Genomic DNA, 23928 nt, shown 5'->3' on the forward strand with positions numbered 1-23928 from the left:
TTTCATATCAAACAGACGCTAATCTTTGTTGGTCATTCTGATAAGACCTTCTTGTGTTGCAGAAGCAACTAGCTCGCCCTGTTGATTGAAAAACTGGCCTTTAACAAACCCACGCCCACCACTAGCATTTGGGCTTTCAATGCTATAAAGCAGCCACTGACTGAAATCGAACGGGCGATGAAACCACATTGCATGATCTATAGTTGCCATGCGCATACCCGGAGTTAAAAACGATACACCATGTGGCTGAGCAGCGGTCACTAGAAAGTTAAAATCTGACGCGTAAGCAAGTAGATAGTCATGAACACACAGGTTATCTGGCACTTGACCATTCGCGCGGATCCAAACATGTCTAACCGGTTCACTTGCTTTCGGCGCAATCGGGTCGCTTGGATTAACAAGGCGCATTTCAATTGGCGTATCTGCCATAAACTTTTCAAGTACTTTTGACGGCACTTTGTCGCGCAAAGTCATAGCTAACTCTTGCTGATTCAGTAAGCCCTCTGGCCCAGGAACATCCGGCATCACGGCTTGATGCTCGAAACCTGCTTCCTCTGTTTGGAACGAGCAAGTCATGTAAAAAATAGGTCGGCCTTTTTGAATAGCCTTAACCCTACGAGCACTAAAACTGCCGCCATCGCGCATAATTTCTACGTCATAGACGATAGGTAATTTTTCATCGCCTGCACGTAAAAAATAAGAGTGTAATGAGTGCACTTTACGATCAGGGCTAACAGTCTGTTTGGCAGCACTTAACGCCTGCCCCATAACTTGGCCACCAAAAACATGGCCAAAACCCAAATCTTGGCTTTGACCACGAAACAAACCTTCTTCTATTTGTTCTAAAGAAAGTAACGCGAGTAAATCATCTAATACTTGGCTCATTGCAACCTAACACTCAACTAAATATGCAATAAGCTTAACCCAAGAGCAGCTGCTGCCGCTAGCTTTAAACCCTGATGCTTGAGTGCTGCTGTAATGTAGAGCTTATGGATCTAATTAAGCTTGCTAAATATTGGTGGTGGTTCAACAAGCTATGTTTAACATAATAAGCCCTACTCGCACCTCATTTACATAAAGAGCTGAAGCTAAATTACCTGTGCTGATTTTACTCAAGCGTAATATGACGTTTTTCAGCTGAGGCTTTGGCCCAAGCTAAAACCTGCGCTTCACCGCTACGATGCGCAGTAACAGGCTTAGCTTTATAAATATCGCCCCAACGCTCAGTTATCACTTCTGGTGTGCACTCTTCTGCTTTAAATCGGCTTGGTGAAAACTCGACCATTGCAGCGTGACTTATGCCACCAGCAGCCGCAAGCAAATGCTGACCTGAAGGGCTTTTAGAACTGCATAAATACAGCATAGTTGCTGTAACTGTGGTTTTAGAAAACAACGGTCTTACCGATGGTGCTAGATGAGCTGCAGTCATGCCTGTTACCGCGTGAGGGATAATACTATTTACCGCTATGCCATGTTCTTCGCCTTCAAGGTGTAGGCTATTAACAAGACCTATCACCGCCATTTTGCTCGCGCTAAAGCTGGTTTCATGCATATCGCCATACACAGAGCTTGCACCGCTCATCACAATGCGACCATAGCCTTGGCGCGTCATATATGGCCAAACAGCTTTGGTCATATAAAAAGTCCCATTCAGATCGACATCTAATTGGTGCTTCCAGCTGACTTCGCTCATCTGTTCAAAAGCACATGGACGATGAACGCCAGCATTGTTTATTAGAATATCTACCCTACCCCAGCGCTCAATCACGCAATCGACCATACTGCCAATATCTTGTGAACAAGTGACGTCTAAGCTAAATGGCTGACATTCACCGCCGATCGCTTTAATGGCATCACAACAAGATTTCAGCCCAGATCCCGGCGAAAGATCGATCACAGGCTTGCAACTAACATCCTCTGTTTTTGCGACCTCGTTATCAACGAGTACCACTCTTGCTCCGCGCTCAGCTAAGGCGATAGCATAAGCTCTTCCTAAGCCTGATGCTGCACCGGTAACTATGGCGACTTGTCCCTCAAAACGCATAGTGCTTGACCTCTAAACAAACCTTGTTTGATGAATGGTGACGGTGCAAAAAGTGCACAGCCCTATGACTAAGCAAATGGTGAAATTGTGTTAACTAAAAACTTACAGATGCAATATTGCATACACTACTGCCTATCAATGTGCGCTAGGTCAAATTTATTAAACCATAATAATGAAAAATAATTCACGCTAAGCAAATTGTTAAGCTGGACACTTTTTCAGCAGTAAAATCCACTTTTTAGAAGTTGTTAAATTTGCTATGCTATAGGCAATTCTTTTTATCTTTATGTCATCCCTCTTTGACGTAAACCTCTGTAAGTAAATATAAACCATGAATCCTTGGATACTTGCCATACGCCCACGCACCTTGCCTGCGGCGATTGGACCACTGCTGGTTGGTAATGTGCTCGCACTACAACTGGAGCAGTTCAGCATGTTCATTGCTGTGATCTCAATGTTGTGTGCACTGCTATTACAAATCGCAGTAAATTTAGCCAATGACTACTTCGACTTTAAAAGCGGTGTAGATACCGAAGAACGCCTTGGTCCTGTGCGCGTAACCCAAAGTGGAATGCTTAGCCCAACGGCTGTGCGTAATGCGATGGCTCTATGTTTGGTATTAGCGTTAATCGTCGGCTCATTTTTGATCTACCACGGCGGCATTGTGATTGCCTTTTTAGCGGCAGCGGCAATACTCGGAGCCTTAGGGTATAGCGGCGGCCCTTACCCGCTTGCCTCCCATGGTTTAGGCGAAGTAGCCGCGTTTGTATTTTTTGGGCTGGTTGCGGTTGTGGGAAGTTATTTTCTACAAGCAGGAGAAACAGCTACAAGTGCATGGCTACTAGGCTCTGCTATTGGCTTTTTAAATGCGGCTATTATGTTAGTTAATAACACCCGTGATATGGAAACAGACATTAAAGCTGGTAAAAAGACCTTAGCGGTAAGAATGGGACTCGAGCAATCGCGTATTTTCTACCAAAGCTTCGTGTTTTTGCCATTTGCCATCATTATTGCCGGTTTCTTTATGGGTGCATTACCAGGCTTACCAGTGCTGTTAGCTGGCCTTGCATTTATTATGGCAAGAAATCTAAGCCGTGATTTTAATGAAGTGAAAGGCGCAGCATTAAACCCATTACTGGGCCGCACTGCAAAATTAACCATGATATTTAGCGCACTATTTAGTGCCGGTTTATTGCTTAATATCTTTATTGGCTAACCGATGTTACAGAGCTAAAACCAAAAAAAGCCTATCAAATGATAGGCTTTTTTGTATCTGCACTTTTCAGTTAGACCTTATGTAAACTGCGATCGCTGCTCCAGTTTAAGTGGTATTTTTCACCTGCTGGCTTATCTGTTAGCTCAAACGTATGAGCGCCAAAATAATCACGCTGGCCTTGCAATAAACTCGCAGGAAGCACTTCGCTACGATAACTATCATAGTACGCTAGAGCCGAGCTAATACATGGTGCAGGTACGCCGCTCATCACGGCATGGGACACAGCAATACGCCAGTCACCTTGTTTGTCAGATAACGCTTTGGCAAAAACATCCGCCATGAGTAGATTTTCTAATCCACTGTCTTGCTGATATGCCTGAGTTATTGATTGTAAGAAGGTGGCGCGAATAATACAGCCTGCACGCCAAATCTTAGCAATTTCAGCAAAATCTAGCTGCCAGCCTTGCTCTTTTGCTTGCATCGCCATTAATTGAAAGCCTTGGGCATAACAAGAAACTTTGGCGCAATACAGGGCATTTTCAAGCTGGTCAATAAAAGCCTGCTTATCAAGCTCAGCATTGCGATTATGAGCAGGGCCCGCTAGCAGCTGGCTAAGTTGTTGTCTTTGAGATTTCTGCGTACTCACTGCCCTTGCATAAACAGCCTCTGCAATCGTCGGCGCAGGGCAGCCAATCTGCAAGCTGCTGACCGCAGTCCACAATCCAGTGCCTTTTTGGCCCGCTTTATCTAAAATCATCTCAACTAGCGGCGCACCAGTTAACGGATCTGCTTGCTTAAGCACATCGGCGCTGATCTCCATCAAGTAACTATTTAGACTACCTTGATTCCACTTTGCAAAAACATCAGCCACTTCGCTGGCGCTCAAACCTAAACCTTGGCTAAGCAGGTGATAAGCTTCACAGATAAGCTGCATATCTGCATATTCAATACCGTTATGAACCATTTTTACGTAGTGGCCTGAACCCGCTGGGCCAATATAAGTGGTACAAGGCTCGCCCTCTGTTACCGGATTACCCGGTTCAAAACGTTCAATAGGTAAACCTGTACTCGCATCTACTTTAGCGGCGATTGCTTGCCAAATGGGTTCGATTCGATTCCAAGCCGTTAAGCTACCACTTGGCATTAAAGACGGACCAAAACGCGCGCCCACTTCACCACCAGAAACAGCACAACTAAAAAATTGAAAATCTTCGCTATAACGTTGCTCACGTTCAACGGTATCAGTCCAAAGACTGTTGCCGGTATCAATCACTATGTCGTCGCGTTCAATACCCGCTTCAATTAACGCCTGACACACACCATCAACAGGCCCACCAGCGGGTACAGAAAGCAGTAAAATTCGTGGTTTTTCTAAACTAGATAACACTTCGGAAAGATTGTTACAGCCAACAAGACGCGGCTGACTAAGCTGTTTTCGATATTGTTTCCGCTCGAGTTCTTCTTGTCGAACAGTGTCTTGTACCTTGAGCTCATCAAGGTCAAACGCAGCAACCCTATACTGGTTATCCACTATATTTAGTGCAAGGTTTTTACCCATTACACCTAAGCCAATAACACCGATATCATAAAGCTGATTTTGGTTATTCATGTAGATTAATTCCGTAGGTCACAGAGAGTTACCCATCTATTATTTTTTATATACAACAATAACGCCTGTTGAATATTGAGATGATAGGTTTAATTTTGTTAGTGATTATACAGACTTTGGTAACTTAATTACCAGATAAAGGCTAATGAGTTAATAAATCGTTGTAATCGATTTTGCCTAATTGGCAATAAAAAAGCTGAAACATCAGTTTCAGCTTTCGTCATAACGGTATAGATAACATCATATTAGTACAAAATAGGCCTTAAACATGAGCGTCAGCGTACCCCATCCGAGTTAAGGTATTGCGCACTATGTCTAAGGTGGCTGGATCTTCAATGGTGGCTGGCATTTTATAACTTTGGTTGTCAGCAATATTACGCATTGTGCCGCGCAAGATCTTACCGCTTCGAGTCTTTGGCAGTTTTTGCACCGCACTAACTAACCTAAATGATGCTACAGGCCCTATTTCTTGGCGGACCAAGTGCATCAACTGCTGATTGAGCTCATCATCATGTAAAGTTACGCCTTTTTTAAGGACCACCAAACCCAATGGCACTTGGCCTTTTAAAGTGTCTTTAACCCCAATTACAGCAGCCTCTGCAACTGCTTCATGCTGGCACAATACTTCTTCAAAACGACCTGTCGATAATCTATGCCCCGCAACATTAATGATGTCGTCAATCCGACTCATAATATAAAGGTACCCCTCTTCATCCTTATAACCAGCATCGCCAGTTAAGTAGTATCCCGGATACATAGCAAGATAACTATCTTGATAACGCTGTTCATTTTGCCAAAGCGTAGTTAATGTACCTGGCGGCAATGGCAGTTTTATCACCACGTTTCCAGATTCATTAGCGGCAACTTCTTCGCCCATCACATCAACCACATCAATTTGATAACCGGGCACAGCTAATGCGGGAGAACCAGGCTTTACCGCAACGGGTGCATAGCCCATTAAGTTAGCCGCAACAGGCCAGCCAGTTTCGGTTTGCCACCAATGATCAATCACCGGCTTTTGCAGCTGATCTTCAGCCCAATGCAAAGTATCGGGATCGCAGCGTTCTCCCGCCAAAAACACGTTCTTCAAACAACCTAAATCTACATCTTTTAAATAGTCACCATTTGGATCATCTCGTTTAATGGCACGAATCGCCGTTGGCGCGGTAAAGAAACTCTTTATTTTATATTTGGCAATAGTGCGCCAAAATGCCCCAGGATCAGGCGTACCTATCGGTTTGCCTTCATACAAGATACTTGTCGCACCAACGAGTAACGGCCCATAAACAATATAGGAATGACCAACCACCCAGCCTACATCCGATGCCGCCCAAAACGTATCACCGCAGTCGATGTCATAAATATGTTTCATCGACCAAGCGAGTGCAACAGCGTGGCCGCCATTATCACGCACCACGCCCTTGGGGCGCCCTGTCGTACCTGAGGTGTATAAAACATAAAGTGGGTCAGTGGACTCAAGAGGAATGCAGTCAATATTAGGCGCGCTTGCGACAGCCGTCTGCCAATCAATATCTCTATTGGCTAATAATTCTGCCTCACACTGACTTCGATTAAGTATGATGCAATGCTCGACCTGATGGCTTGCTTGCGCTAATGCATCATCTAGCAAAGGTTTATAAGCCACTACCCCTGAAGGTTCTATGCCGCATGACGCCGAAAGAACGAGCTTCGGCTTAGCATCATCAATACGAGTGGCTAATTCGTTAGCGGCAAAACCACCAAACACCACAGAGTGAATCGCACCAATACGTGCACAAGCTAGCATGGCAAAAGCCGTTTCAGGCACCATGGGCATATAGATCACCACCCTATCGCCTTTTTTCACCCCAAGTGAGTCCATATACCCTGCGAGTCGGCTCACCTGTGCTTGCAGTTCGCGGTAGGAGATCCCATATTCACAATCAGTAACCGGGCTAACATACTGCAGTGCGATTTGTTCTCCTCTCCCCTGAGCCACATGCCTATCAACTGCGTTATAGCAAGTATTCATCTTGCCACCAGCAAACCAGCGATAAAAAGGTGCATTGCTATCATCTAACACTGAATCCCAAGTTGAGGACCAATCAATCGAATCAGCAGCTTGTGCCCAAAATGTCTCCGGATGGTTAATAGATTTAGCATGTAATTGCAGATGTTTATTATTCACTATATGGGCTCTCCCTTGCTAAAGCGCGACCATAAAACGCCTATTGCTTAGCCGGCCTGCGTCTATTTTATATTCACTGGCATTATGCTGCTGCGATTAATAAATCCCCATTAGACCTTAGAATAAGTAAGTGATTATCAAGCTCAATATTAAGAAACCAAACCTTCACAAAACCCTAAGATACTAATTAAAAACAACTTAACCGGTTAATCACACATAGAGCTAGGCTTGCTAAGCGCTGTTATCTCCTGTTGTGGAAAGCGCGATTGACATCGATAAACTTGAAAATAATGATGAGGCTAGCGCACAAACTTTACCTTTACGTAAACTTCATATATCGTGCACTAAATGTAAACAATTATGGTGTTATTTGATGTCTGATAGTCAGCTGCAACAAACGACATACTCAATCAGTGATTTATCAAAAGAGTTTGATATCACCACCCGTAGTATTCGTTTTTATGAAGACCAAGGTCTTTTAAAACCTAAGCGTCGTGGTCAAACACGGATCTACAGTCTTAAAGATAGAGTCAGACTGAAACTTATCCTTCGTGGTAAGCGTTTAGGCTTTTCACTGGCTGAAACTCGTCGATTATTCGAACTATACGATGCCGATAAAAACAGCAGCAGTCAATTGCACACCATGCTTGAGCTAGTAGAAGAAAAGAAAGTCTCACTACAGCAGCAAATGGACGATATCAAAGTGGTGTTAATGGAGCTCAATTCTGCCGAGCAACAATGCCGCGATGCACTTGCAAACAACACCTAATAATAAAGCCTAAATAAAGGCGATTAACCACAGTTAAATAAGCATCTCGGCAAAGATCGGTGAGCTTTAAACCAAACAAAATTGACAGGACACAAGCAAATGACCCAACTCTACACATCTCTAAACTTTGGCCTAGGTGAAGACGTCGATATGCTACGTGATGCGGTGCAAAACTTTGCAGCTAACGAAATCGCACCGATTGCAGAAAAAACCGACCGAGATAACGCCTTTCCTAACGAACTTTGGCCTGTGTTAGGTGATATGGGTCTATTGGGCGTTACCGTATCTGAAGAGTATGGCGGCGCAGATATGGGCTACCTTGCCCACGTTGTTGCCATGGAAGAGATCTCACGCGCCTCAGCATCTATTGGCCTAAGTTACGGCGCACATTCAAACCTTTGCGTTAACCAAATTAACCGTAACGGTAATAGCGAGCAAAAAGCCAAATACTTACCAAAACTCATCACTGGAGAACATATTGGTGCACTCGCCATGAGTGAACCAAATGCGGGCTCAGATGTGGTTTCAATGAAGCTACATGCTCGCAAAGAGGGTGATAGATACATACTCAACGGCAACAAAATGTGGATCACTAACGGTCCTGATGCCCACACTTATGTGATTTACGCTAAAACTGATTTAGATAAAGGCGCTCACGGCATTACTGCTTTTATCGTTGAGCGTGGCTTTAAAGGTTTCACTCAAGCACAAAAGCTCGACAAGCTAGGGATGCGTGGCTCAAACACCTGTGAACTGGTATTTGAGAACTGTGAAGTACCAGAAGAGAACATTCTTGGTGGCCTGAATAACGGTGCAAAAGTGTTGATGAGCGGCCTAGATTACGAGCGTGTGGTGTTATCCGGTGGCCCGCTTGGCATTATGACGGCTTGTATGGATATCGTGGTGCCTTACATCCATGAGCGTGAACAGTTTGGTAAATCAATTGGGCAGTTTCAGCTAGTACAGGGCAAGCTTGCCGACATGTACACTGGCATGAACGCAGCGAAATCTTACATCTATAACGTCGCTAAGTCCTGCGATCGCGGGGAAACCACCCGTAAAGATGCCGCAGGTGCCATCCTTTATTCTGCAGAGCTTGCCACCAAAATGGCGCTCGATGCCATTCAGCTTCTAGGCGGTAATGGTTACGTCAATGAATACGCTACTGGCCGTTTACTACGTGATGCCAAGCTCTATGAAATTGGCGCTGGTACTTCTGAAATTCGCCGTATGCTAATTGGCCGTGAACTATTTAACGAATCTAAATAGCCTAACCTGCTCTGTAAACAAACAAGCATCAAGGCGGCTTGCTCTACGCCGCCTCACTCAAACAGCTTCAAAAGGATTGAAATTGTGACGCAACTAAGCAGCCGTATTAATGCCCGTAGCGATGAATTCAAAGCCAAGTTTGATGACATGGCAAGCGTGGTTCAAGACTTAAAACTAAAACTCCATCAAATTGAACAAGGCGGCGGAGAAGTCGCGCGTAACCGTCATCTATCACGTGGCAAGCTTCTGCCAAGGCAACGAGTTGAAAAGCTATTAGATCCCGGTTCTGCTTTTTTAGAGATCTCGCAGTTTGCCGCTTATGAGCTTTATGACGATGTGGTACCGGCAGCAGGTGTGATTGCAGGTATTGGCCGAGTTAGCGGCGTTGAATGCATGATTATTGCCAACGATGCCACCGTAAAAGGCGGCACATACTACCCTGTCACCGTTAAAAAGCACTTACGCGCCCAAGATATTGCCAGCCGTTGTCACCTTCCTTGTATCTATTTGGTCGATTCTGGCGGCGCTAACCTGCCCCGCCAAGATGAAGTATTCCCAGACAGAGACCATTTCGGTCGTATCTTCTATAACCAAGCGCAGATGTCTGCTAAAGGCATTCCACAAATCGCTGTGGTAATGGGACTTTGCACTGCAGGCGGCGCTTATGTACCAGCAATGGCAGATGAGTCGATTATCGTTAAAGAGCAAGGCACCATCTTCTTAGCGGGACCGCCGTTAGTAAAAGCCGCAACCGGTGAAGAAGTGACTGCTGAAGAGCTGGGCGGCGCTGAAGTGCACACCAAAATCTCCGGTGTTGCCGACCATATGGCGCAAAACGATGAACACGCATTAGAGCTTGCCCGCAAAGCGGTGACTCGCCTTAATCATCAAAAAGAGATCGCAGCTCAGCTTAGCCCAGTTAAACCGCCCAAATTTGATATCAACGAGCTATACGGCATCGTCGGTACCGATCTTAAAAAACCATTTGATGTAAAAGAAGTCATTGCGCGTTTAGTGGATGACTCAGATTTTGATGAGTTTAAAGCTAATTACGGCAATACCTTAGTTTGCGGCTTTGCGCGCATTCATGGCTACCCTGTTGGCATTATCGCTAACAACGGCATCTTGTTCTCTGAGTCGGCGCAAAAAGGCGCCCACTTTATTGAGCTATGTTGCCAACGCAAAATTCCGCTGTTGTTCCTGCAAAACATTACCGGCTTTATGGTAGGTAAAAAGTATGAACATGAAGGCATAGCAAAACACGGCGCCAAGATGGTGACCGCTGTATCTTGCGCCAACGTGCCTAAATTTACCGTGATTATTGGCGGCAGTTATGGCGCTGGTAACTATGGTATGTGTGGCCGCGCTTTTGAGCCAACCATGATGTGGATGTGGCCAAATGCGCGCATATCTGTGATGGGTGGCGAACAAGCAGCTGGCGTTCTGGCGACAGTTAAACGAGACGGCCTCGCCCGTAAAGGCGTGGAATGGTCGGAGTCTGATGAACAAGATTTCCGTAAACCGATTGTTGAGCAATACGATAAAGAAGGTCATCCGTACCATGCCAGCGCGCGCTTGTGGGATGACGGCATTATCGACCCAGCGCAAACCCGTGATGTTGTAGGTCTAGCATTGTCTGCGGCGTTAAATGCGCCAATTGAAGACACTAAGTTTGGTGTGTTCCGTATGTAGTAGCTAAGCGCTATTTCAAATAGAACACCTACTTAGCTAAAACCATGGTTGATAATAAAATGGGTCGATAATTATGAATAACCTAGCCACTAGCCAAACAGAACAACTCGCTGAGCAATTGCAATTTGTAAACTGCTCAGTGGACAACGGCGTAGCGCACATGGTGCTTGATCGCAGCGATAAGCATAACGCCTTTGATGAAGTAATGATAAGCGAGATGATCCAAGTGCTGGAGCATTTTGCGATTAACCCAGAGTGCCAAGTATTAGTGCTTAAAGCCAATGGTAAAAACTTCAGCGCTGGCGCAGACCTTAACTGGATGCGCAAGCAAGCCAAGATGGATTTTGCACAAAACTTAACTGATGCCAATGAGCTGGCCAAGCTGATGTCAGTGCTGGATAAGTTCCCAAAACCCACCATTGCCTTAGTCCAAGGCGCTGCTTTTGGCGGTGCACTTGGGCTGATTTGCTGCAGCGATATCGCTATTGCTGATGAGCGTGCCAGCTTTTGTCTAAGCGAAGTTAAATTAGGCCTTATTCCAGCGGTAATTAGCCCTTATGTGACCCGTGCTATGGGTCAACGCGCTGCGCGCCGATACATGATGACAGCCGAGCGTTTTGACGCACAAAAAGCACTCGAGCTACAAATAATCCATGAAATCAATGACGATTTAGACGCAGCAGCCGAACCAATAATTAAGGCATTACAAAACAACAGCCCACAAGGCATGGCGTGGGTTAAATCGCTACTTTCCACCTTAGAAGATGGCGTCATCGATCAAAACACATTAGATCACACCAGCGAGCGCATTGCCCGCATCCGAGTATCTGATGAAGGCCAAGAAGGCCTGAATGCCTTTTTTGAAAAACGCGCGCCACAATGGCCTGCCACCTCTAACTTTAACGCGGCAACAAAAAATAATAACCAAAACGCCAGCGGGCAAGGAGCCAAATAATATGTTTACTAAACTGCTAATTGCTAACCGCGGCGAAATCGCTTGCCGAATAATCGATACAGCTAAAGCCATGGGCGTACGCACCGTTGCTCTATATTCTGATGCCGATATCAATGCTCGCCATGTCGCTATGGCTGATGAAGCCTTTTACCTAGGTGGTAGCGCGCCTGCTGACTCATACCTAAAAGGCGATCTTATTATCGACATCGCCAAAAATTCTGGCGCTCAAGCGATTCATCCCGGCTACGGCTTTTTATCAGAAAATGCCGAGTTTGCGCTTAAGTGTGAACAAGCCAATATTGCCTTTGTTGGCCCAAGTGCAGCTGCAATTGATTCTATGGGCAGCAAAAGTGCCGCTAAAGAGATTATGGGCGCAGCCAATGTGCCGCTAGTTCCCGGCTATCACGGTGATGCGCAAGATGATGACTTGCTGATTAGCGAGGCCAACAAAATGGGCTTTCCTTTACTGATTAAAGCGGCCTTTGGTGGCGGTGGTAAAGGCATGCGCATTGTTGAAAATAGTGCTGAAGTGCTCGATGCAATTAACTCGGCAAGACGCGAAGCCATTAGCTCTTTTGGTAACGATAAACTCTTGATGGAGCGCTACCTGCGTCAACCGCGCCACGTTGAAGTACAAGTTTTTGCCGATAGCCAAGGTAACTGCATTTACTTATCTGATCGTGACTGCTCAATTCAGCGTCGTCACCAAAAGGTGGTTGAAGAAGCGCCAGCGCCAGGATTAAGTGATGCTCTTCGAGTAAAAATGGGCGAAGCCGCAGTTGCCGCAGCTAAAGCGATTAACTATGAAGGTGCTGGTACAGTTGAGTTTTTACTCGATACCGATGACAGCTTCTACTTTATGGAGATGAATACCCGTTTGCAGGTAGAACACCCTGTCACCGAGCTAGTAACAGGTCAAGATCTAGTCAAATGGCAATTAATGGTTGCCAGCGGTAGCGAGCTGCCGCTAAAACAAAGTGAAGTGAAAATTACTGGTCATGCTTTTGAAGCGCGTATTTACGCTGAAGATCCGCAAAACGACTTTTTACCCGCCAGCGGTAAGCTCGACTTTTTACGTGAACCTAAACAAAGCCAATTTGTGCGTATCGACTCAGGCGTGCGTGAAAATGATGTGATCAGTAACTTTTACGACCCAATGATCTCTAAGCTTATCACTTGGGATGAGTCACGCCCGCGGGCATTGCAGCGTTTAGTTCATGCATTAGATGATTATCAAATCAGTGGCCTTAAACACAATATTGAATTCTTAGCCAATATTGCCAAAAATACTGCTTTTAAGGATGCCAACTTTAGCACCGACTTTATTGAACGCTATGGCGAGGGGTTATTAACCCAGTCGGCAGTAAGCCCTGAGCAACAAAAAGTTGCCCTAGGCTTAGCAGCGCTTTATCAGCTTTGTGTTCGCAAACAACAAGCAAAAGTTGCCGCGCAAACAAGCCATGATCCTTATTCTCCATGGAGCAATAACAGCGGCTTTAGACTCAATAGTGCCAACAGACACCAAGTGGCATTGTTAGATGACAACCATCAGATTAACCACCTTGATTTAATAGAAACTCAAATCGCAGGCCAGTCGCAATATCAGCTACAGCTTGATGATAGCTTAATCATGCTTTCGGGTGAATTGGTTGCAGAGACCCTGCACGCCGAGATCAGCCTGCAAAAACTCGATAGTGACAATACTGAGCAAATGTTGAGTAAGAGTCATAACGATAAAACTAACGCTCATAAAATCAGCCTGCCTGTTAGCCAAGTTGGCGATGACTTTACCCTGTTTATTGATTCCACCAGCTATCACTACCGTGCACTGCAATCAGAAGTGATTGAAGAGCAAGATAATCTTGAAGATAAACTCAAGGCGCCGATGAACGGCACGATTGTGACGCAACTTGTCGCCGTCGGTGATAGCGTCAAAGCCGGCCAAGGCATTATGGTAATGGAAGCCATGAAAATGGAGTACACAATTGAGGCTCCGTTTGACGGCATCGTCAGTGCATTTTTCTTTGAAGCCGGTGAACTGGTGAGTGACGGAATGTTGCTTGCCGAGGTCGTAACCGAAGTTGATACCGAAGCAGAAATGACGGCAGAAAAGGAAGAAGCAGGATGAAAATGACTAATGTAATAAACGCAATAGAATCCCCGTTTGACGGTATTGTTAGTGCATTTTTCTTTGAAGCCGGTGAACTGGTGAGTGACGGTATGTTGCTAGCAGAAGTAGAAGCTGCAGTTGAAGCGGCAGAAGCTGAATCAGCTAAAACCGAGGAAACTGCATAAATGGCTACTTACCCAAAACAGGTCAGCATCTTTGAAGTGGGTGCTCGCGATGGCCTGCAAAATGAAAAGCCAGTGACCACTCAAGATAAAGTCGTACTCATTGAAGGCTTAGCTGCAGCAGGGATAAAGCGCATTGAAGCTGCTAGTTTTGTCTCACCTAAATGGGTGCCACAAATGGCAGATTCAGCTAATGTGCTTGCAAATATTAGCCGACATAGCGACGTAACATACAGTGCATTGACTCCCAATTTAAAAGGCTTGGAACTTGCGCTTGACGCAGGTAGCGATGAAGTTGCCATTTTTGGCGCAGCATCAGAAAGCTTTAGCCAAAAAAATATTAACTGCTCAATTGAAGAATCGATACAGCGCTTTATCCCTGTGATGGAGCTGGCTAAAGCAAGAAACATCCCTGTTCGCGGTTATGTTTCTTGCGTGTTAGGTTGCCCTTATGAAGGCGAAATCGCGGTCAGTGAAGTTGCTCGAGTGTCTGAATTACTTTACAAAATGGGCTGCTATGAGATTTCACTTGGCGACACCATAGGCGTTGGCACACCGCTTAATGCCCGTAGAATGGTTGAGGCTGTGGCAGAGGTCGTGCCCGTTGACAAACTAGCTCTGCATTTTCATGACACCTACGGCCAAGCGCTAGCTAATATTTTGGCGTGCTTAGAAACAGGGGTGAACGTCATAGATTCATCGGTTGCTGGACTTGGTGGCTGCCCTTACGCCAAAGGCGCATCGGGCAACTTAGCGACTGAAGACCTAGTTTATATGTTGCACGGCCTTGGTATCGAAACTGGCATAGATCTAAATAAGCTAGTCAATGCGGGTAACAAGATTAGCCTAGCTCTCGGCCGCGAATCGGGTTCTAAGGTTGCCAGAGCACTAAGTTAAGAGCCTTCAGCGAATAAAAGGCTCTCGGCGAATAAAGTGCCTAAGTGAATAAAACAAGGTCCTAGGACCAAGCATGATTTAACAATGGACAAAACATAAGCCTGCAAACGCAGATACGATCCCCCTTAGATCTGTGTTTGGCTTCTAACTGATTAGAGCAGGCTTAACTCACTCCTAAATATAGGAATATGGAGATAACAATAATGGCAGGACTAAATAAAGGGCTAAATAAAGTTGTCGCAAGTTATGACGAGGCGCTTGCAGGCCTAACTAACGATATGACAGTCATGGTTGGTGGTTTTGGATTATGCGGTATACCGGAAGGTTTAATCGCGCAAATGGTTAAAACTGGCGTAACCGGGCTTACCGCAATCTCAAACAATGCAGGCGTTGATGACTTTGGATTAGGTCTGTTATTAAAAAGCCGTCAAATTGATACCATGATTGCCTCATATGTCGGTGAGAACGCCACTTTTGAGCAACAGATGTTGTCGGGTGAGCTGAACGTTATCTTGACTCCACAAGGCACTTTGGCTGAAAAAATTCGTGCTGGCGGCGCTGGTATTCCAGCATTCTTTACCGCTACAGGTTACGGCACCCCCGTTGCAGAAGGGAAAGAGACCCGTGAAATCGATGGTCGTCACTATGTATTAGAGCCTGCACTAAAAGCCGATTTCGCGTTAGTTCGTGCATGGAAAGTTGACACCATGGGTAACTTAGTGTTCCGTAAAACCGCTGCCAACTTTAACCCTATGATGGCAACCGCAGGCAAAATCACTGTGGTAGAAGCTGAACATATTGTTGAGCCCGGTGAGCTTGACCCTGACCATATTCATACCCCAGGCATTTATGTTGATCGCGTTATTCAAGGCACATTTGAAAAGCGTATCGAGCAGCGCACCGTAAAACCAACCACTGCAGACAAGGCATAAGGAGGCAACACCATGGCATTATCAAGAGAACAACTGGCACAACGTGTTGCACAAGAACTGCAAGATGGCTTTTACGTTAATTTGGGTATTGGTATTCCAACTTTAGTAGCCAACTACATCCCTGAAGGCATTGACGTGATGCTGCAGTCTGAAAATGGTTTATTAGGTATGGGCGAATTCCCGACTGAAGACACTATCGATGCAGACTTGATTAACGCAGGTAAGCAAACGGTCACCGCAGTAGATGGTGCATCGTTTTTCTCATCAAGTGAAAGCTTTGCCATGATCCGTGGCGGCCATGTAGATTTAACCGTACTTGGCGCATTTGAAGTCGATGAGCAAGGCTCAATCGCTTCTTGGATGATCCCTGGTAAATTGATTAAAGGCATGGGCGGCGCAATGGACTTAGTGGCTGGCGCGGACAATATTATCGTCACCATGATGCACGCTGATAAAAAAGGTAATTCAAAACTGCTGCCTAAGTGCGAACTGCCATTAACCGGCTATGGCTGCATCAAACGGGTATTAACTGATTTAGCCTTTATGGAAATCAAAGATGGCGCGTTCCATTTATTAGAGCGTGCCCCAGGTGTATCGGTAGAAGAAATCGTCTCAAAAACCGCTGGTAAACTTGTGGTACCAGAGCATGTGCCTGAGATGACGTTTTAGTTAATACTAACTAAATCTGTCTGAAGGGATATACCAATCAAAACGCAGCCAATTGGCTGCGTTTTTTTATAACCAAAGCTTAAAACTATTTTGCAGCTACGGCTTCATTAACAGTCGGTTTTACAACGTTAACAGAATCTGTTGTCGGATCAGTAATAGATTCTGCTACTGTGGCTGCTACTGGAGTTTCACAATCATAAGCGTTAGCAATCATTGTCACTGAACCTGTAAAACCAAGTGGCTTATACAAATAGATGGTATCAGCGCCTAATTTGGCCGCCTTAATACGCATCTCGTTTAACGTGCCCCACACCATGTCTTTGTCTGCGTGCAGCCAATAGTCATAAAAATGACCTTGTGAACCAATAACAGTGCCTTTATGAGCGCAACCAAGTAAAGCATCGGTGTCATCCCACAGCACTTTTACCGTATTAGATTCAGCAGTTGGAAAGGTAATGCAGGCAGTAAGGCTCGAACATAAAAGTGCAATCGTAGCCAGTTTTACAAGTTTCATTGTTAACAGTCAAAAATTAAAGGGAGGCGATAATATAGACTTTTCTCACTAAAAGGAATCTCCCTATTCTAGTTTTAAGACATCTCGCTGAACTCTTTTATTTAGCAGACAGCTTTAAAAGTGAGGTGAATTCCCACTTAGATAATCGTTATCGAGTTACAAGATTAGTGTGGTAAAAATCCTCATCAGCTTTAGTTTATATTGCAGTGTAAAAAGTTCGCTACATTAATAATACGAGCACAAAATAAACATTAGCAGATTTAAGGTTGAGCTAATCCAAGTCTGATAGGATGCGCTAAATTAGTGGTAAACCACTATTTTAATTAAATGTTTCACTCCTCGCCTGTTTGTTAGCGCTTTACCGCTGTTCTTTAGAATCAAACGCCACATAACGATTTTAAATGATGTTAAAAGCTGCCATCACACCATTTAAAACCATAAAACTCGCTTCCAAACCAAATGATATATCGTATATAAATTACCACACCGGCAATTGTTTACATCTCGTTATGACAGCGTTATCATTTTTTAACTACTACACAATGGAATTGTGATGTCGAGGCGAAGAATGAAAGCGATTTCAAACGGATTTACCTTAATTGAATTAATGGTGGTTATCGCCATTATCGGGATCTTATACGCTGTAGCCCTACCTGCTTACACTCAATATGTACAAGATGCGCGTCGCGCTGACGTGCAGCAATTTCTATTACAACAAGTCTCCGTTTTAGAAAGGCAATTTACTCGCCTTGGCGGATACCCAGATGCTTTTACCCCCGATGCCAGTGAGTATTATAGCTTTGCTTATGCTCCCTCTAATGCCGCAATAGCAACCCCTGGTAATCTTAATGACTCCACCGTATTTACTCTGACAGCTAAACCCATAAACGCACAATCAAGTGATGAGTGCGGCGATATGAGCATAGATCACAGCGGCCAAACAAACGCATCAATAACAGGGTGCTGGAGGTAGCAATGACTAAGCAGATACAGCTCAAAGCAGCCAGCTTAAATAGGGGCATTACCTTAGTTGAAATGATTGTCGTATTAGCCATTATTGGGATTTTGGCCTTGGTCGCTCTACCGTCTTTTTCTGCACAAATTAAAAACGACCGTATAACCAGTAACGCAAATCAACTGCAGAGTGTGGTTAAATTTGCCCGAAGTGAAGCAGCAAAACGCGATCAACAAATCGACCTTGTGGTTGCTGGTAGCAAATGGTTAGTCAAAATTGATAAAGACACCGCGCAGGAGCGGACATTAGCTGAATTCTCGCCCACTCACCAGTCTATTACCGTCAATAACCTACAAAATATGACGATTACCAATACCGGCGCGATGACTGCGGCGAACTTAATGATCACTGATAATGACAGCCAAACAGATGATAGGCTGCTTTGTATCTTTATTAGTGGTCAAACTTTGCTAACTAAAGCAGCAAACTGCCTATGAGACAGTTAACTAAACAACAAACTGGCTTTTCGTTAGTCGAAGTGATGATTGCAATGTTTGTCTCTTGTGTTGCATTACTCGCGCTTGCTGCCGGTCAGTTAAAGTCACTGCAATACGCAAACAATAGCTTCCAATATACTGTTGCTCTCATTCAAGCCAATAATGCGGTAGAAAGAGTATGGGCTGATGCCTGTGATCTACAGCATGGCGCTAAAGCATTCGACCAAGCATACATAGACAATACCTTATCACCCGATATCACGGGCTACAGCATGGCGTTAATCGGCACAGCTGCCAATGCATTTAATAATAATTTTACCATTAACGTTAGTTGGACAGATGAGAGGATTAACAACGAAAACCAAGCGATAAATGACAATCAGATCAATATTAACGCTGCGTTTCCCCAGTTGCCGAGTACCTGTAATGCGCCCTAACACATCAACACAGCAAGGTTTCACACTGGTAGAACTATTAATCGCCTTACTGATTAGTACCACACTAATTATGGGCGTTTCATTGGCATACACCTCGATAAATAGCGTCATTTTAAGCAGTAAAAATATCGAAAATGCCCAAGAAGTGCTGCGCTTTAGTGCCCAGACTTTTACTCGTAGTCTAAAACAAGCAAGCATAGTCACCATCAACTCGCCAACTGAGTTACATGTTAGCCAAGCGGCCAATACCATTGCTTGTGATGGCTCACGTCCAATAGCCCCCTACACCGAAAAATATAGTCTTAGCGGAGTTAATTTACTTTGTGATATCGGCGCTAATCCGCAAACAATTTTAACCGGCGTGCAAAATATTCAATTTACCAGAGCAGATGATCTGGTTTCTATTACTATCACCCCCCAAGCACAACAAGGGGAACCTGCTGGAGTCGGTGCTGCTGCGCCAATGCAAATAGATATAGCATTAACTGGAATAATTCTAACCAAGACAACAGGAGCTTAATTTTGCAAGGATTGCACTCTATAAACCTTAAAGGTTCACAGCAAGGCTTCACCTTAGTGACTGTGCTAATTATGAGTATGATGGCCAGCGTATTAGTGCTTAACTCTTTAAAAGATAATGTTGCCCAAGAACGGCTCAGCGGTAATTTTCAAAAGAAAATGAATGCGCGGTTAGTGGCTGAAAAAGGCGTATTTGATACTTATAACTATCTGAATGCGCAACTGGCAGCAAATCCAAATCAAACCTTAGATCAGCTTATCGCAGCCATGCAAACTAGCGGCTCTGCAAGTGGCATTTCCAATATGTCCTACAACCTGACAGCGAATATCCCCACTGGAAGTAACCAGCTATCTTTGCAAAGCGACGGACTGCGCTTTGATGGAGAAACTAAGTTAAAAGCTAACTTTGAACTAGTCAGTGGCTCATCGCAATCTTCATCGGCTTTTGGCGGCGGCATAATTGGCTGTGATGGAGTGACAATTAGCGGTAGCGGAAAAATTGATAGTTATGATTCAAGCAAAGGCGATTACGCAGAGATCCTTGATAATAACCAAGCGAACATCAATAACAATGCAACGGTGAGAACCCTCAATGATAATGACAAAATCATTTTATCAGGAGCAGGTAATATCGAAGGCGATTTAATCGCAATTGGCAGCGTAGAGTTTAAGAGTTCAGCTCATATTGCTGGCAACGTGCACAGCAATGGCTCGATTAACATGTTTAACAATAGCACCATAGGTGGTAACGCTTCCGCATTTAGCTACTTTAAGCAGCAAAACGGTTCTATCGCCGGTAATATCCACGCAAATGATTATGTCAACGTCAATCAAACTCAAGTTGGTGGTGATGTGACTACCGCTGGATATCTAGACGCTACAGGCTACTCTATTGGCGGCGATATTTTAGCAGGTGACAACATAGACCTAAGCCAAGTTAATGTTGATGGATTAGCACAAACTTATGCTAATTATTCTCAATATGAAGGCAGTGTATTTGGCATTCGTTCAAAACAAAATGTAACTCTTTCAAGCACTTTATCCATAGTTCGTAATGACAATATCCATTATGCAGGAAGTGGCGACTTTGCCAAAGATTGGTCTGGCGCTGCAGACTCTAAATACCTAAGCGCACCTTATAAAGTACTTCCACCAGAGCCTTCACTTCTTGAGGTGCCACTAGTTGAAAAACTCCCCGTTGATGATGGCGTATTAGATCCAGATGATCCTAACGATATCACCTGCGATCCACTCGGAATTGAAAATGAAGTATTAACTGTTGACTCATATGCAGACAGTGCTAAAGATTTAGACATTAAGGATACCGGAGCCGCTCATAGCGTTTATACCCTAAGTAATAACGAGGGCGACTATAGCCAATGGGCCAGTTCATCATCTAAACCTGCCGCCATACCAGCTACAAGTGCGAGGTTTCTAGGTCAGTCAAAAAGTATTCTCATGTACGACAACGTTAATATTAAAGGCAATATAGAAGTTAAAGCAGGCCATAATGTTGTTATGTACGCTAAAGGTAACTTTAACCTGTCAGGCGCCAGCACCTTAACCATTCCTGATGATTCAAGTTTAACCTTAATCGTAAAAGGTGCGTTAATTATTGGCTCAGGCTCGACTATCAACACGCCTACAAAAGGCCTCACTAAAGACGGTATTCCTGTGTTTTCAATATATAGCTCTTATAGTGGTACAGGAGTTGATGGAGTTGAAATTAAAGGCGGCGTAGAGCAAATATACGCTGCGATTTACGCACCTTTATCTGATGTAAAAATCGCATCTGCGGTGGACTTTAAAGGCTCTGTTCTGGGTAAAAAAGTCGAGGTATCTGGTGCAGGTGGGATCCACTACGACGAAGCGCTTGGATTAGCAAAAGTGGGCAACGTAACAACCAATACACCTTCACACTTAGTCTTTAGAGGCTGGCAATCTCTTTAAGTGTTGTGAGCCATTTAGCAAAGCATCGCGATTAAGCTGCTTTGCTACTGACTCTTCTATTAAGCCTTAACTAGCAAGCTCCCGCTGTTACTGAGCAGATTGTAAAGTTGCTAGGTAGGGAACACTGCGCAGAAAAGTAGAAATAATAAGTCAAATACAACAGAGCAATCATTAGATAGAAAGCGATGACAAAAAATTAGAGTCACTAAACATCACTTTCTACCTAATATCAAAAACTATAAAAACATTGCCATTAGTTAGGCTGGTACGCCCTCTTTCGGGTTAGCACCATAACTATTCGCATCATGGCTATCTTGTGCCCAGAATACGATGAGTACAATAGCACCGATTAGTGGAATAAGTGAAAGCAACTGCCACCAGCCAGAGCGACCAGTGTCATGCAATCTTCTCGCGCCAATACTTAAGCTTGGCACTAATAAACCTAGGCTAACAATCAATGCAACCGTATCAAGCCCTATCAGCGTTAGTGCAATCTGAATAACAAAGTAAATCAGCATGTACATCCAAAACTCAGTTCTACGTGCCCGCCCGCTAAATTCGGCATATTTTTTTAACGCACCAATAAAATGTTCCATATCATGATCTCCTTATAATGTATAAAACCGCACTAAACTAACACCCCAGCTCTACGCTCGCAACAGCTATATCTAATATAAAATTGTATACAATAAAATTTAGCAGATACAGAGAGTTAGACTACTACCCACACCCAACAGGTCAGACCAACAAGCGAATCTTGATGGGTAAATAACTCTGTTAAAAAGCGTGCAGGAAAATAGAAGCTACTATTGATGACCAAGAGAAATAACGCAGTTAGTTAGCCATTGTCTAAAATTATTTTAAACAGACTAATAAGGCGTTGACTTTGAAAATAGCAATATCAGGGGAGCAAACCATTTCAATATTTCAGCTAACAGCTGTATTTAGCATGTTGTTTGCTTTAATTGGCTTTAGCTACAATGTTTGGCGAATGGAAATAACCGAGTACAACAATAATGTACGATCAGCGAGTTTTGAATTGTTATTGCAGTTATCTGAACTTGAATCGATTGTATACGCCGCCCACTATGACCAAGACCCAATATTAGGCAGCCCACGAAATGGTTGGGTTAAAGTCAATTTGATTGCCGATTTGAGCATGATAACCGAGCCAGAACTGAGTCTGGCAGCCAATAATCTCAAACAAAGTTGGCAATCAAATTGGGAACAAGTAGCAAGCGATGAAGCAAGTGCGCAAGCGGTAGTAACAAAAATCGACGCTACCCGGGCAAAAGTGCGCCAACTACTTACGCAGTTGGATTAACGGGCTAAGCAATACCAATAACTAAGCTGGTTAATTAAAACCTTGTAAATACTCAATCGACTTACTTGACCGCGGCAACAAACGCGATTTCAACCAAGTATTTAGGATCGGCCAATTCAACCTTTAAACAAGCACGGCTTGGCGCGCAGCCCTCAGGCAACCAGGCTTGCCAAGCGTTATTAAACACCGCGACATTAGCAAAGTCAGTCACATAAATAGTCACCGATAATAAACGCGATTTATCGCTCCCCACACTGGCAAGCGTTGCTTCAGCTTGAGCAAAAAGTTGCCCAGTTTGACTCAACATATCGCCTTCAACATCGGCAGCAATTTCCACAAAGTGAACCATATTGTTAAATACGGTTGCGTCTGACCAATTAGCACACGGATTAATACGTTGAATATCCATTTTTAAAGCCTTGTAAACAATCTTAATTAGGCGCTAGATTCTAGCAGAAAGTCTTTAAAACCGATTTGTTTTTTATCATCGATTCAAATCAACATTCACAGTTATCCGTTAGTAATGAGCAAGCATGTTTTGCTGAAAATAATGCAGCACAGCGCACACTGTTCATTAGGATTTACTGTTAGAATTATTAGCTATTATGTTCTTCGTTTATTGAGAAAACTAAACGTTATGACGTTAAGACGCTCTTTAGGCCAGCAATGGAGTAAATCCATTCTTGCCCACCGCCTCGCATTAACTTTAAGAAGCTCTGAAAAGGTTCAGCAGCTCTTTGGCGGTGCAACCTCATTGCCCACAGTCACCAATACTATTTCAGCACTCGTCTTTGTTGAGGGGGAGCCAGTTTGGTTGCCTCCGATGGCAGCCGATGAGCAATCACCACTGACCAACGAGCTTGCCCTGCACTGCTTATTTGCCGCTAGCCGCCTGCTATTTGTAAAAGAGATTGAGCAAGGTGAATTAAATCAGTCGGAACATTTAGTGTTAGCCATTGGTTATCAATGGAGTCAATCGTTAGTAAAAGACGCTGCGGACCAACCAAATAGCGATGTAACAGAACAACTAAATGATGATGCCAAGCAGCTATGTAACCTTTTGCAAACCATCAATACTCAGCTAGAAAAAGTCCGCACTGAAAAGCGTCAGTCGAGCCGCAATATGGGCAGTTATCGCTAGTTGTCCAAGCATATTATAAATGTGAGTTATCTTACATCTAAGACGCTTATTGCAATGAGCCTAAGCTGCCACTATTAAGG

24 protein-coding genes are annotated in these 23928 nt (G+C 44.2%); 17 read left to right on the top strand and 7 right to left on the bottom strand.

What is annotated here, in order from left to right; translation table 11 throughout:
• Positions 1 to 18 precede the first annotated feature (18 nt).
• Both tesB and MSG37_RS05090 read right to left on the bottom strand, forming a co-directional pair.
• Positions 19 to 885: an acyl-CoA thioesterase II gene (gene tesB / locus MSG37_RS05085; RefSeq protein ID WP_248469489.1), complete on the bottom strand. Its 867-nt coding sequence runs from the start codon at positions 883 to 885 to the stop codon at positions 19 to 21.
• Between the two features lie 223 nt (positions 886 to 1108).
• Complete coding sequence (locus MSG37_RS05090; RefSeq protein WP_248469490.1) at positions 1109 to 2044, bottom strand: SDR family NAD(P)-dependent oxidoreductase; 936 nt, start codon at positions 2042 to 2044, stop codon at positions 1109 to 1111.
• A 331-nt stretch (positions 2045 to 2375) separates the two neighbouring features.
• Here MSG37_RS05090 and MSG37_RS05095 point away from each other — a divergent pair, with 331 nt between their 5' ends.
• A complete protein-coding gene (locus MSG37_RS05095) occupies positions 2376 to 3260 on the top strand; it encodes a 1,4-dihydroxy-2-naphthoate polyprenyltransferase (protein ID WP_248469491.1) in 885 nt (294 codons plus the stop codon).
• 70 nt (positions 3261 to 3330) lie between these two features.
• Here the strand turns inward: MSG37_RS05095 and gndA are convergent, their stop codons facing one another.
• Together gndA and MSG37_RS05105 are read right to left on the bottom strand one after the other, a co-directional pair.
• Entirely contained in the window at positions 3331 to 4869 is a 1539-nt protein-coding gene (gndA, locus tag MSG37_RS05100) for an NADP-dependent phosphogluconate dehydrogenase (RefSeq protein WP_248469492.1), read from the bottom strand.
• A gap of 262 nt (positions 4870 to 5131) precedes the next feature.
• Positions 5132 to 7036, bottom strand: coding sequence for a propionyl-CoA synthetase (locus MSG37_RS05105; RefSeq protein ID WP_248469493.1), 1905 nt, complete (start codon positions 7034 to 7036; stop codon positions 5132 to 5134).
• Positions 7037 to 7409: 373 nt separating this feature from the next.
• Between MSG37_RS05105 and MSG37_RS05110 the strand changes: the two genes are divergently transcribed.
• The 9 genes from MSG37_RS05110 (at position 7410) to MSG37_RS05150 (ending at position 16511) form a co-directional block, all read left to right on the top strand.
• A complete protein-coding gene (locus MSG37_RS05110) occupies positions 7410 to 7805 on the top strand; it encodes a MerR family DNA-binding transcriptional regulator (RefSeq protein WP_248469494.1) in 396 nt (131 codons plus the stop codon).
• Positions 7806 to 7904: 99 nt separating this feature from the next.
• Complete coding sequence (locus tag MSG37_RS05115) at positions 7905 to 9074, top strand: isovaleryl-CoA dehydrogenase (RefSeq protein ID WP_248469495.1); 1170 nt, start codon at positions 7905 to 7907, stop codon at positions 9072 to 9074.
• Positions 9075 to 9158: 84 nt separating this feature from the next.
• On the top strand, positions 9159 to 10766 hold the full coding sequence (locus tag MSG37_RS05120) for a carboxyl transferase domain-containing protein (RefSeq protein WP_248469496.1): 1608 nt from the start codon (positions 9159 to 9161) through the stop codon (positions 10764 to 10766).
• A gap of 73 nt (positions 10767 to 10839) precedes the next feature.
• Entirely contained in the window at positions 10840 to 11721 is an 882-nt protein-coding gene (locus MSG37_RS05125; protein WP_248469497.1) for an enoyl-CoA hydratase-related protein, read from the top strand.
• 1 nt (position 11722) lies between these two features.
• A complete protein-coding gene (locus tag MSG37_RS05130; RefSeq protein WP_248469498.1) occupies positions 11723 to 13849 on the top strand; it encodes a biotin carboxylase N-terminal domain-containing protein in 2127 nt (708 codons plus the stop codon).
• A 2-nt stretch (positions 13850 to 13851) separates the two neighbouring features.
• On the top strand, positions 13852 to 14016 hold the full coding sequence (locus MSG37_RS05135; RefSeq protein WP_248469499.1) for a 3-methylcrotonyl-CoA carboxylase: 165 nt from the start codon (positions 13852 to 13854) through the stop codon (positions 14014 to 14016).
• Positions 14017 to 14910 carry a hydroxymethylglutaryl-CoA lyase gene (locus tag MSG37_RS05140; protein ID WP_248469500.1) on the top strand — a complete coding sequence of 298 codons (894 nt, stop codon included), beginning with the start codon at positions 14017 to 14019 and terminating at the stop codon, positions 14908 to 14910.
• Between the two features lie 203 nt (positions 14911 to 15113).
• Entirely contained in the window at positions 15114 to 15842 is a 729-nt protein-coding gene (locus MSG37_RS05145; protein WP_248469501.1) for a CoA transferase subunit A, read from the top strand.
• Between the two features lie 12 nt (positions 15843 to 15854).
• Positions 15855 to 16511, top strand: coding sequence for a 3-oxoacid CoA-transferase subunit B (locus tag MSG37_RS05150; protein ID WP_248469502.1), 657 nt, complete (start codon positions 15855 to 15857; stop codon positions 16509 to 16511).
• 85 nt (positions 16512 to 16596) lie between these two features.
• On the opposite strand, the gene MSG37_RS05155 is transcribed toward MSG37_RS05150, so the two are convergent.
• Positions 16597 to 17025, bottom strand: coding sequence for a DUF4156 domain-containing protein (locus MSG37_RS05155; RefSeq protein WP_248469503.1), 429 nt, complete (start codon positions 17023 to 17025; stop codon positions 16597 to 16599).
• 568 nt (positions 17026 to 17593) lie between these two features.
• On the opposite strand from MSG37_RS05155, the gene MSG37_RS05160 reads away from it, so the two are divergent.
• The 5 genes from MSG37_RS05160 to MSG37_RS05180 are packed head-to-tail and all read left to right on the top strand — an operon-like array spanning position 17594 to position 21383.
• Positions 17594 to 17998, top strand: coding sequence for a type IV pilin protein (locus MSG37_RS05160; RefSeq protein WP_248469504.1), 405 nt, complete (start codon positions 17594 to 17596; stop codon positions 17996 to 17998).
• 2 nt (positions 17999 to 18000) lie between these two features.
• A complete protein-coding gene (locus MSG37_RS05165; RefSeq protein WP_248469505.1) occupies positions 18001 to 18477 on the top strand; it encodes a GspH/FimT family pseudopilin in 477 nt (158 codons plus the stop codon).
• Positions 18474 to 18914: a prepilin-type N-terminal cleavage/methylation domain-containing protein gene (locus MSG37_RS05170; RefSeq protein WP_248469506.1), complete on the top strand. Its 441-nt coding sequence runs from the start codon at positions 18474 to 18476 to the stop codon at positions 18912 to 18914. Before MSG37_RS05165 ends, MSG37_RS05170 begins: the two co-directional genes overlap by 4 nt.
• On the top strand, positions 18904 to 19434 hold the full coding sequence (locus MSG37_RS05175) for a prepilin-type N-terminal cleavage/methylation domain-containing protein (RefSeq protein ID WP_248469507.1): 531 nt from the start codon (positions 18904 to 18906) through the stop codon (positions 19432 to 19434). The genes MSG37_RS05170 and MSG37_RS05175 overlap by 11 nt, the downstream gene beginning before the upstream one ends.
• Positions 19435 to 19436: 2 nt before the next feature.
• Positions 19437 to 21383: a pilus assembly PilX N-terminal domain-containing protein gene (locus MSG37_RS05180; RefSeq protein ID WP_248469508.1), complete on the top strand. Its 1947-nt coding sequence runs from the start codon at positions 19437 to 19439 to the stop codon at positions 21381 to 21383.
• A gap of 257 nt (positions 21384 to 21640) precedes the next feature.
• Here MSG37_RS05180 and MSG37_RS05185 read toward each other — a convergent pair whose 3' ends face one another.
• Complete coding sequence (locus MSG37_RS05185; protein WP_248469509.1) at positions 21641 to 21979, bottom strand: DUF805 domain-containing protein; 339 nt, start codon at positions 21977 to 21979, stop codon at positions 21641 to 21643.
• A 290-nt stretch (positions 21980 to 22269) separates the two neighbouring features.
• Between MSG37_RS05185 and MSG37_RS05190 the strand changes: the two genes are divergently transcribed.
• Complete coding sequence (locus tag MSG37_RS05190; RefSeq protein WP_248469510.1) at positions 22270 to 22707, top strand: hypothetical protein; 438 nt, start codon at positions 22270 to 22272, stop codon at positions 22705 to 22707.
• Positions 22708 to 22768: 61 nt separating this feature from the next.
• Here the strand turns inward: MSG37_RS05190 and MSG37_RS05195 are convergent, their stop codons facing one another.
• Positions 22769 to 23116, bottom strand: a complete 348-nt coding sequence (locus tag MSG37_RS05195; RefSeq protein ID WP_248469511.1) for a RidA family protein — start codon at positions 23114 to 23116, stop codon at positions 22769 to 22771.
• Positions 23117 to 23344: 228 nt separating this feature from the next.
• On the opposite strand from MSG37_RS05195, the gene MSG37_RS05200 reads away from it, so the two are divergent.
• Positions 23345 to 23848 carry a hypothetical protein gene (locus MSG37_RS05200; RefSeq protein ID WP_248469512.1) on the top strand — a complete coding sequence of 168 codons (504 nt, stop codon included), beginning with the start codon at positions 23345 to 23347 and terminating at the stop codon, positions 23846 to 23848.
• The last annotated feature ends 80 nt before the right edge of the window (positions 23849 to 23928 follow it).

The sequence above is a fragment of the Shewanella sp. 1CM18E genome, assembly GCF_023161665.1.
GTDB lineage: Bacteria > Pseudomonadota > Gammaproteobacteria > Enterobacterales > Shewanellaceae > Shewanella.

What these genes read in the sequence shown, in the direction of transcription:
- tesB (WP_248469489.1), bottom strand. Translation starts at nt 885, where the DNA reads ATGAGCCAAGTATTAGATGATTTACTCGCGTTACTTTCTTTAGAACAA.
- MSG37_RS05090 (WP_248469490.1), bottom strand. Translation starts at nt 2,044, where the DNA reads ATGCGTTTTGAGGGACAAGTCGCCATAGTTACCGGTGCAGCATCAGGC.
- MSG37_RS05095 (WP_248469491.1), top strand. Translation starts at nt 2,376, where the DNA reads ATGAATCCTTGGATACTTGCCATACGCCCACGCACCTTGCCTGCGGCG.
- gndA (WP_248469492.1), bottom strand. Translation starts at nt 4,869, where the DNA reads ATGAATAACCAAAATCAGCTTTATGATATCGGTGTTATTGGCTTAGGT.
- MSG37_RS05110 (WP_248469494.1), top strand. Translation starts at nt 7,410, where the DNA reads ATGTCTGATAGTCAGCTGCAACAAACGACATACTCAATCAGTGATTTA.
- MSG37_RS05115 (WP_248469495.1), top strand. Translation starts at nt 7,905, where the DNA reads ATGACCCAACTCTACACATCTCTAAACTTTGGCCTAGGTGAAGACGTC.
- MSG37_RS05125 (WP_248469497.1), top strand. Translation starts at nt 10,840, where the DNA reads ATGAATAACCTAGCCACTAGCCAAACAGAACAACTCGCTGAGCAATTG.
- MSG37_RS05130 (WP_248469498.1), top strand. Translation starts at nt 11,723, where the DNA reads ATGTTTACTAAACTGCTAATTGCTAACCGCGGCGAAATCGCTTGCCGA.
- MSG37_RS05135 (WP_248469499.1), top strand. Translation starts at nt 13,852, where the DNA reads ATGACTAATGTAATAAACGCAATAGAATCCCCGTTTGACGGTATTGTT.
- MSG37_RS05140 (WP_248469500.1), top strand. Translation starts at nt 14,017, where the DNA reads ATGGCTACTTACCCAAAACAGGTCAGCATCTTTGAAGTGGGTGCTCGC.
- MSG37_RS05145 (WP_248469501.1), top strand. Translation starts at nt 15,114, where the DNA reads ATGGCAGGACTAAATAAAGGGCTAAATAAAGTTGTCGCAAGTTATGAC.
- MSG37_RS05150 (WP_248469502.1), top strand. Translation starts at nt 15,855, where the DNA reads ATGGCATTATCAAGAGAACAACTGGCACAACGTGTTGCACAAGAACTG.
- MSG37_RS05155 (WP_248469503.1), bottom strand. Translation starts at nt 17,025, where the DNA reads ATGAAACTTGTAAAACTGGCTACGATTGCACTTTTATGTTCGAGCCTT.
- MSG37_RS05160 (WP_248469504.1), top strand. Translation starts at nt 17,594, where the DNA reads ATGAAAGCGATTTCAAACGGATTTACCTTAATTGAATTAATGGTGGTT.
- MSG37_RS05165 (WP_248469505.1), top strand. Translation starts at nt 18,001, where the DNA reads ATGACTAAGCAGATACAGCTCAAAGCAGCCAGCTTAAATAGGGGCATT.
- MSG37_RS05170 (WP_248469506.1), top strand. Translation starts at nt 18,474, where the DNA reads ATGAGACAGTTAACTAAACAACAAACTGGCTTTTCGTTAGTCGAAGTG.
- MSG37_RS05175 (WP_248469507.1), top strand. Translation starts at nt 18,904, where the DNA reads ATGCGCCCTAACACATCAACACAGCAAGGTTTCACACTGGTAGAACTA.
- MSG37_RS05185 (WP_248469509.1), bottom strand. Translation starts at nt 21,979, where the DNA reads ATGGAACATTTTATTGGTGCGTTAAAAAAATATGCCGAATTTAGCGGG.
- MSG37_RS05195 (WP_248469511.1), bottom strand. Translation starts at nt 23,116, where the DNA reads ATGGATATTCAACGTATTAATCCGTGTGCTAATTGGTCAGACGCAACC.
- MSG37_RS05200 (WP_248469512.1), top strand. Translation starts at nt 23,345, where the DNA reads ATGACGTTAAGACGCTCTTTAGGCCAGCAATGGAGTAAATCCATTCTT.